The 9,482-nt window shown below is 47.2% G+C and carries 1 protein-coding gene; it reads left to right on the top strand.

Annotated features, from left to right (window positions below):
* A partial coding sequence (locus AB4Z08_RS35670) for an amino acid adenylation domain-containing protein (RefSeq protein WP_441578554.1) occupies nt 1-9,482 on the top strand: 9,482 nt, incomplete at both ends.

Raw genomic sequence — 9,482 nt, 5'->3', positions numbered from 1 at the left:
AGGGAGATGGAAAGTTATACCGTACCGGTGATGTTGTGAAATATGGTACGGATGGCAACATCCTGTTTATTGGCCGTGGAGATGAYCAGGTAAAGATCCGTGGATATAGGGTAGAATTAGGCGAGATAGAACGTACCCTGAATGCCTTCGAAACAGTAGAACAAGGAGTGGTGATCGTAAAGACAGATGCTGTCAGTGATAAAACATTGGTAGGTTACCTGACGGTTACATCCGCTTTTGATAAAGCAGCGTTACTAGCGTACTTAAAAGCACAATTACCGGATTATATGGTGCCGGTACACCTGGTAGTGCTTGATCAATTTCCGTTGCTGAACAACGGCAAGATTGACCGCCGGGCTTTACCCGAGCCTGGAGCAGATAACATGGCTGCCGGTACATACGAAGCACCGGCTACCGCATTGGAAACCGCACTAGCCGGTATCTGGGCATCTTTGCTGGAAGTACCACAGGTAGGACTACACGACGACTTTTTCGCATTGGGCGGCCATTCACTACTGGCCATTCGCCTTATCTCGGCCATGCGTAAACAATTATCGGTAGAGGTAACGATCGCTGATATCTTTGACTATCCTACAATTGCCCGGTTATCTGTACAGTTGGATCAACGTTCCGGTAATGTATTATTGCCGGCAATTACCCGTGGGGAACGGCCATACCATATCCCACTTTCGTATAGCCAGGAACGTTTGTGGTTCATCGATCAGCTGGAAGGAAGTGTACAATACCATGTGCCTGCGGTGCTGCGGCTAACCGGTAAATTAAACCGGGAAGCGTTGGCATCCGCTTTACAGGAATTGGTTAACCGCCATGAAATATTACGTACGGTTATAGCAGAGGAAGAGGGCAGGGCCTACCAGCGGATACTGGATGCCGGTCAATGGGAGTTAATTATAATAAAAGATCCGGCATACAAGGTGCCTGCTGTTTTAAAGGAGCATGTTCAGTCGTTGATTGCAACCCCATTCGATTTGTCGGTTGATCACAAGTTACGGGCGCATCTGATGGTATTGAATGAAGAGGAACATGTGTTGGTGGTAGTCCTCCATCATATTGCTTCGGATGCATGGTCTACCGGTATCATCGTGCGGGAGCTGATCACGCTGTATGATGCATTTACAGGCGCACATCCCGCTGTGCTGGATCCGTTGCCCTTACAGTATGCGGACTACGCCATCTGGCAAAGAGCTTATCTGACCGGGGCATTATTAAGTAAAAAGCTGGAATACTGGAAAAGTAAATTAACGGGCGTTGGTACGTTACAGTTACCTACCGATTATATAAGGCCGGCTACCACACATATGCGTGCGGCCACCAGTACATTCAGTCTGGATCCTTTATTGTCTGCCCGTATAAAAGCATTTTCACTTGAACAGGGTGTTACACCATTTATGACCATGCTGGCGGTGTTAAAAATATTATTACACCGCTATAGCGACCAGGATGATATCTGTGTGGGTACTCCTGTTGCCGGCAGGATGCAGGAAGAATCGGAAGGGCTGATAGGGTTCTTTATCAATACCCTTGCACTGCGTAGCCATCTGGGTAATAATCCATCTTTTGCAGGCTTCCTGCAACAGATAAAAGCAATGACATTAGGAGCTTACGAACACCAGGACGTACCTTTTGAAAAGGTAGTGGAAGCTGTTGTGAAAGAACGTGATACAAGCCGTAGTCCGTTGTTCCAGGTGCTGTTCTCTTTACAGAATGCACCGGAAGTTCCGGCACTCCGTTTAGGTGAAGTGATACTTACATCAGAACCGGGTACTCAGGCCATGGCGCAGTTCGACCTGCTTGTTGCTGTTGAAGAAAACAAAGAACAGCTGAGTGGTAGCTTTGTGTATGCGGCAGATCTGTTCCGTGCAGACACGATAGACAGCATGATCGCTCATTTTAAAGCATTATTACGGGCGGCCATCATATCTCCCGGTGAAAAAATCGGTGCATTAAATATGCTGCAAGTGGTAGAGACACATCGCCTGCTGAATGATTTTAATGATACCGTAATAGTCCGGCCGGAAGGCACGGTGATAGCTGCTTTTGCAGAACGGGCCGCACATACCCCCGCTGCCACTGCTGTAGTTTTTGGTACAGCAACACTCACTTATAAAGAATTGGATGAGCGCTCCAGTCAACTGGCGCACTATCTGCAAAGCAAAGGTGTAAAAAAGGGCGCGTTGTTGCCTATCTGCTTAATGCCTTCTTTGGAAATGATAGTGGGAATCCTGGGTATCATGAAAGCCGGTGCCGCTTATGTGCCTTTAGATCCGGAGTTCCCGACGCAACGCATCGGGTATATACTGGAAGATATCCATGCAGAAATAGTGTTAAGCAGCAGCGCCTGCGAACAGGTGTTGCCTGCATCGGTTCCCGGGGTGATATTGCTGGATAAGGAATGGGAGGATATTGTTCGGTACCCCGTTGATAATAATTACAACACACCTTCTTCCGTAGACCTGGCCTATATCATCTATACATCAGGGAGCACAGGTAAACCTAAAGGGGTGATGATCTCACATGATAGTTTGTTAAACTACCTGTTAAACAGCAAAACAAACTATATCAATGGAGATGATAATGTATCGGGCAGCTTTGTGCACCTTACTTATACCTTCGATGCGTCTCTCACTGCGATGTTTATGCCATTGATAGCCGGTAAGGCGATTGTGATCGGAGAGAAACGTGCAGGAGATATATTTGAAGATCCTCAGCTATGGAAATACGCCCCTTATGACTTTATTAAATTAACACCAGCACATATGCCATTGCTGGAAGTTGCCATGAGCAATCATCCTGGCGTGCACTTAACGAATAAACTGGTATTGGGAGGTGAAGCGCTGCAATGGTCACATTTCCGGTATTTGTCGGAACAGATGCCGGATATTTGGATCATCAACGAATACGGCCCTACTGAAGCAACAGTTGGTTGCAGTACGTACTCGTTCCTTGCAAAAGGAAACCGGGACGCACGTACAAAAAGTATATCTATCGGGAAACCTATCGATAATGTACGACTATATATCACCGACAGATATAACGGGTTGGCGCCAGTGGGAGTAGCGGGAGAGATCTGTATTGCGGGCGCAGGCCTCGCAAAAGGGTATCTGAATCGTCCGGAGCTGACGGCAGAAAAATTTGTGGTAGATCCGTTCAGCCCGGAACCCGATATGAAGATGTACCGCACCGGCGACCTGGGCAGATGGTTGCCGGATGGTAATCTCGAATACCTGGGAAGAAAAGATGATCAGGTGAAAGTGCGGGGTTACCGGATTGAACCCGGGGAGATAGAAAGTGTATTACAATCATGTGCACTGGTAGATCAGTGTGTGGTGCTGGCAAAAAGCGATGCGGCAGATAACCACGCCCCTCAAGGTTATAGCCGGTTGGTGGCTTACATCATACCGCAGGGCGCCTTTGACAGAGCAGGTATCCTTTCCTGGTTGGAAGTGCATCTGCCTGCCTATATGATACCTGCTACGCTGGTGGAAATTGATCATTTACCGTTAACCGCCAATGGGAAAGTGGATAAACAGGCATTGTTGGTGCTGGACGAGGGAACTATTCCCGCAGGTGGATACACAGCTCCACGTAATGAACAGGAACAGCTCCTGGCCGATATCTGGGAACGCTTACTGGAATTGCCGCAGGTAGGTGTGGATGACAACTTCTTTGTGCTGGGGGGCCACTCTCTACTGGCTGTTCGCCTCATGTCTGCTATAAAGAAAACAATGCAGGTGGAAATTAAGATAGGGGAAATATTTGATCATCCAACCATTGCAGAACTCGCACAGCTGCTGAAGGGTCGTACTACTGCATCTTCGGAACCTCCATTGATTACCGGGGAAAGGGAGTCTCGTATTCCGCTTTCGTATAGCCAGGAACGTTTGTGGTTCATCGATCAGCTGGAAGGTAGTACCCATTATCATATACCTGCCGCGTTAAAATTGAATGGTGACCTGAACAGCGAGGGGCTGGCCTATGCCTTACGTACTATAGTGAATCGTCATGAGGTACTGCGTACGGTTATAGCACAGGAAAATAATACCGCTTATCAGCAGATCCAGGATAAGGATCAGTGGTGTTGGGAGATAGTAAATGAGCCGCGATTTAAAACAGATGATACTGCCCTACAGGAATACATCACTACTTTGATCAGCTTGCCCTTTAATTTATCTGCAGATCATATGCTGCGCGCGCATTTAATCGTACTGGGAAAGCAGGAGCATATACTGGTCATCGTGCTGCATCACATTGTATCCGATGGCTGGTCCATGGGGATCATTGTACGGGAATTGATGGAGCTGTACAGTGCATATACAGACATGCGTGCTCACCGATTGCCAGTATTGGATATACAATATGCTGATTATGCTATATGGCAGCGTAAATATTTGTCGGGCTCCGTATTGGAGCAACAGTTGAACTACTGGGAAAATAAGTTGAATGGTATAACAGCATTGGAACTGCCAACAGATTATGCAAGGCCTGTGTTACAAAGTACACGTGGGGATATATTTCATTTCCGGGTGGATAAGGCATTAACTACCCGGTTACGCAGTTTATCATTGGAACAGGATACTACTTTGTTTATGACATTGCTGGCTGCGTTTAAAGTGTTTTTATTTCGTTACAGCGGGCAGGAAGATATCTGCGTAGGTACGCCATCAGCAGGTCGTACACGGGAAGAAGCAGAAGGCCTGATCGGTTTTTTTATTAATACGCTGACCTTGCGTAACTCCCTGGATAAGACAGCTTCTTTTATCACTTTCCTGAAGCAGGTGAAGGAAAATACTTTGGAAGCCTATGCTCACCAGGAAATACCTTTTGAAAAGGTAGTGGGAACAGTAGTAAAAGAGCGGGATATCAGCAGAACACCTTTATTCCAGGTAATGTTTGAGTTGCAAAACATTCCGCAAACACCCAGGCTAACATTGGGCAATCTAACCTTGTCTGAAGTTCCCATTGGGCATACAACTTCCAAATTTGACCTGACTTTTGCGATGAGAGAAACACCGGATGGTCTGGAAGGGCATATTGAGTATTGCGTAGATCTGTTTACCGCAGATACCATAAGTCGTATGCAGGCTCACTTTAAACAGCTGCTGCAGGCTATTACCGAAAAACCTGCACAACGGATAGATGAGCTTGGGATGCTGGACGCCGCCGAAAAGAAACTGGTGCTGGAAACATTTAATGCTACTGCATATGATTATCCGCAAACACTGCTCATTACCGATTTGTTTGAGAAGGCAGCGGCACAAACACCAGATGCTACTGCACTGGTGTTAGGTGATCAACAGCTCACTTACCGGGAATTAGACGAACGATCCAACCAGCTGGCACATTATTTACGGGGTCAGGGCCTCACTGCCGGTAGCCTGGTACCGTTATGTATCAGTCGCTCTTTCGAAATGATTATTGGTATACTGGGCATCCTGAAAGCCGGAAGTGCTTATGTACCTGTGGACCCTGAATATCCTGCTGAAAGGGTGGGGCATGTACTCCAGGATTGTGGTGAACAGGGAGTTGTAGTAACAACAAGCGGGCATAAGAACCTGATAACCGGTGTTAACAGTGGAAAGTACGTGATCTGTATAGATGAGCTGGAGGCAACATTACAATCTCAACACAAAACAAAGGTCCCCGGGATGATATCTCCGGAGGAGCTGGCATACATCATCTATACTTCCGGTTCAACCGGGAAACCAAAAGGGGTAATGATTCCGCATAATGCGGTGGTAAATATGATTTACAGCCGCAGCAGACAGTTTGGTATAACAAAGGATGATAAATTGTTGCAGTTCTATAATTATTGTTTTGATGCAGCCGCTGAACAGATTTATATGGCCCTGACGAATGGCGCTGCGCTGGTGTTAATCCCTGATGAAATCCGGTTGGATAAACAACTGTTCACTCAACTATTGGAACAGGAAGGTATCACGCACCTGGATGTAACCCCCGGATTTCTGGCTACACTTGCCCCTGGCAAGTATGGAGGGCTAAAGCGGGTGGTTTCAGGTGGAGAAGCCTGTACACCTCAATTGGCAAGTGCCTGGGCGGCATATGTTGACTTTTATAACGCTTACGGACCTACGGAAACAACGGTTACTGCCACCGGGTATTTGTTTAGCCGCCAGGATCATACCCTGACTGATACCGTACCGATAGGTAAACCATTGGATAATGTACAGGCTTACATATTGGATGATAGTGGACATGTGTTACCGGTAGGTATTCCGGGGGAATTGTATTTAGGTGGTATACAGGTAGCAAAGGGATACCTGAATCTACCTCATCTCACTGGTGAGAAATTTATAGCGGATCCATTCAGTGCTATACCTGCAAGTTTATACAAAACAGGGGATTTATGTAAATGGCTGCCAGACGGTAATATCGTTTACCTGGGCAGGAAAGATGAACAGGTGAAGATACGTGGTTACCGTATTGAACTCGGCGAAATAGAAAATGTATTACTGGAAACCGGTTTGGTGAAACAGGGAGTGGTTGTAGCAGTAACAGATCATCAGCAAGGCCGGGATAAGCGGCTGGTGGCATATGTGGTGCCGGAAGGTGCTTTCGATAGAGAAGGGATACTCGCCGGATTGCATAATAAATTACCGGATTATATGGTGCCTGCGGTAGTAGTGGACCTGGACGCATTACCCCTTACATCAAATGGAAAAATTGATAAAAAAGCGTTGCCTGTTATCAGTGCTGATACTTTGTCTGTAGACTATGTGGCGCCCCGTAATGAGCTGGAGCAGACAATTGCAACCGTATGGGAGGAAATATTAGGTATACAGCGTGTAGGCATACACGATAATTTCTTTGTGCTGGGGGGCCATTCTCTGTTGGGAATGCGTGTAATAGCAGCCCTGGGTCAGGAAATAGGAATATCTATTAAATTATTGTTCCTGTATCCTACGGTGGCAAGACTGGCAGCTGCCTGCACAGGAGAGCATCTGCCTCCCGTATCGGCGCTGGCTGCTGAAAGAAGGCCCGTACATATCCCGCTTTCGTATAGCCAGGAGCGTTTGTGGTTTATCGATCAGCTGGAAGGCAGTGTACAGTATCACATACCCGCTGTATTAAGATTAAAAGGTAACCTGAACCGCCAGGCATTGGCACATGCTTTACAGGAGATCGTAAACCGGCATGAGGTGCTGCGTACCAGTATATACCTGGAAGATGGCAGTCCCTATCAGGAAATACAGGCAGCCGGGCAATGGCGGTTAAATGAAATACCCGGTGAAGCATATATTGAGGTGGATGCCTTGTACCAGTTTGTACAATCATTGATAGAAGCACCTTTTGATTTGTCCGCAGATCATATGCTGAGGGCGCATTTAATTGTGCTGAAGGAAGATGAATATATATTGGTGGTAACATTGCACCATATTGCATCGGATGCCTGGTCTTCCGGCATCATTATACAGGAGCTGGTGGAATTGTATCGTGCTTATTTAGCATCACGCACAGCGGCGCTTTCCCCACTATTGTTACAGTATGCTGATTATGCTATCTGGCAACGGAAACATCTGTCCGGTGCTGTATTGGGTAAAAAACTGGATTACTGGAAAGACAAGCTTTCCGGGGTCGCTACTCTGCAACTACCGGCAGATTATGTGCGTCCATCAATACAAAGTAATGCAGGGGCAAACATAAGATGCCAGGTAGATAGCGTAGTGGCTGATGGATTAAAGTTATTATCGCAGCAGCAGGGCACTACTTTATTCATGACCATGCTGGCGGCATTCAAGGTATTGTTATACCGTTATAGTCATCAAACCGATATCTGTGTGGGCACTTCTACAGCTGCGCGCTCGCACCGTGAGCTGGAAGGGCTGATAGGTTTCTTTGTCAATACGCTTGCATTGCGGAGTGATCTGAGCAATAATCCTTCCTTTATGTCCCTGTTGCAACAGGTGAAAACCACAACTGTAGACGCCTATGCACATCAGGAAGTGCCTTTGGAGAAGATTGTGGAAGCAGTGGTGAAAGACAGGGACGCCAGCAGAAGTCCACTGTTCCAGGTGATGTTTGTAATGCAGCATACACCGGATGCCCCGGCGCTGCATTTGGAAGAGGTGATTTTATCCGGAGAGGATTTTGAACATCATACTGCAAAATTCGATATCACCTTTTTTATAACAGAGCAGGAGGAGGGACTGGAAATAAGCATTGTTTACCGTAGCCAACTGTTCAGTGAAGACCGTATCCGCCGTATGGCAGGCCATTATGAGCAGCTGTTGCAGGGAGTGGTGAACAACCCGCTTGAACAGATCAATTATTTACCCCTTTTAACCTCCGAAGAAAAACAGTTACTGCCGGCCCTCACAGAAAAGACGGTGCCTTATGCAGCAGATCAAACGATCGTGGATATGTTTGCGGCCGTGGTAGCCCGTACACCGCAGGCCACTGCACTGGTATTTGAGGGGCAGTCTATGAGTTACCAGGAACTGGATGCACGTGCTACCCGGTTGGCGGTTTGTCTCCGCAAAAACGGCGTAGAGCCTAATACGTTAGTACCGCTGTTTATAGAACGTTCTGCCGATATGGTAGTGGGTATTCTGGGGATATTGAAGGCAGGCGGTGCTTATGTGCCTGTTGAGCAGGATTATCCTATAGAACGGATCAGTTATATTTTAAAAGATACCGCAGCAACGGTGATCGTGAGCAGTAGTAGTTGCCGGGGCTTGTTGCCATCCACAGCGGCGCAGGTGATTTCACTGGATGAAGATTTGTTGAATGATGCCGGATCTGTCCTGCCTTATCCATCTGCTTCGCAGTTGTTATATGTGATTTATACTTCTGGTAGCACAGGTGCGCCCAAAGGCGTTATGATCACTCATCGCAACCTGTCTGATTACCTGGCAGGTTTGCAGGCGGCCATACCGATTGCGGATTGCCATTCGTTTGCTTTGCTGACCGGTATCGCCACGGATCTGGGCAATACAGTATTATATGGCTGCCTGGCTACGGGAGGGGAATTGCACCTGTTCCCGAAAGCCTTTATCAACGATAGTGACAAACTGCATGATTACTTTAGCTCTCATCGGATAGACTGTATCAAGGTAGTACTTTCTTACTGGAAAGCAGTATCGGCGCCCGATAAATTATTGTTGCCGGAGCAACTACTGATATTTGGAGGAGAAGCGCTGGAAACAGCCGTGGTAGATAATATCCTGGCTGCCGGCAGTGGATGCAGGGTTGTTAATCACTACGGTCCAACGGAAACGACTATAGGTAAATTGCTCCATGTAGTCAGCGATAGCATCGCTTATGGTAGTCATATTCCTGTAGGTAAACCATTCTCCAATACCCGTGCCTATGTTTTAAGCCCGGCCCTGGAACTCTGTCCTGCAGGTGTTCCCGGCGAGTTGTACATAGGTGGTGATGGCGTGGCGGCCGGATACCTGAATAATATAACGCTGACGGATCAACGTTTTATCGATGATCCATTT

It is taken from the genome of Chitinophaga sp. RAB17, assembly GCF_052114225.1.
GTDB lineage: Bacteria > Bacteroidota > Bacteroidia > Chitinophagales > Chitinophagaceae > Chitinophaga.
The sequence above is the reverse complement of the archived record's forward strand: the minus strand, read 5'-3'. Positions and strand labels throughout refer to the sequence as shown.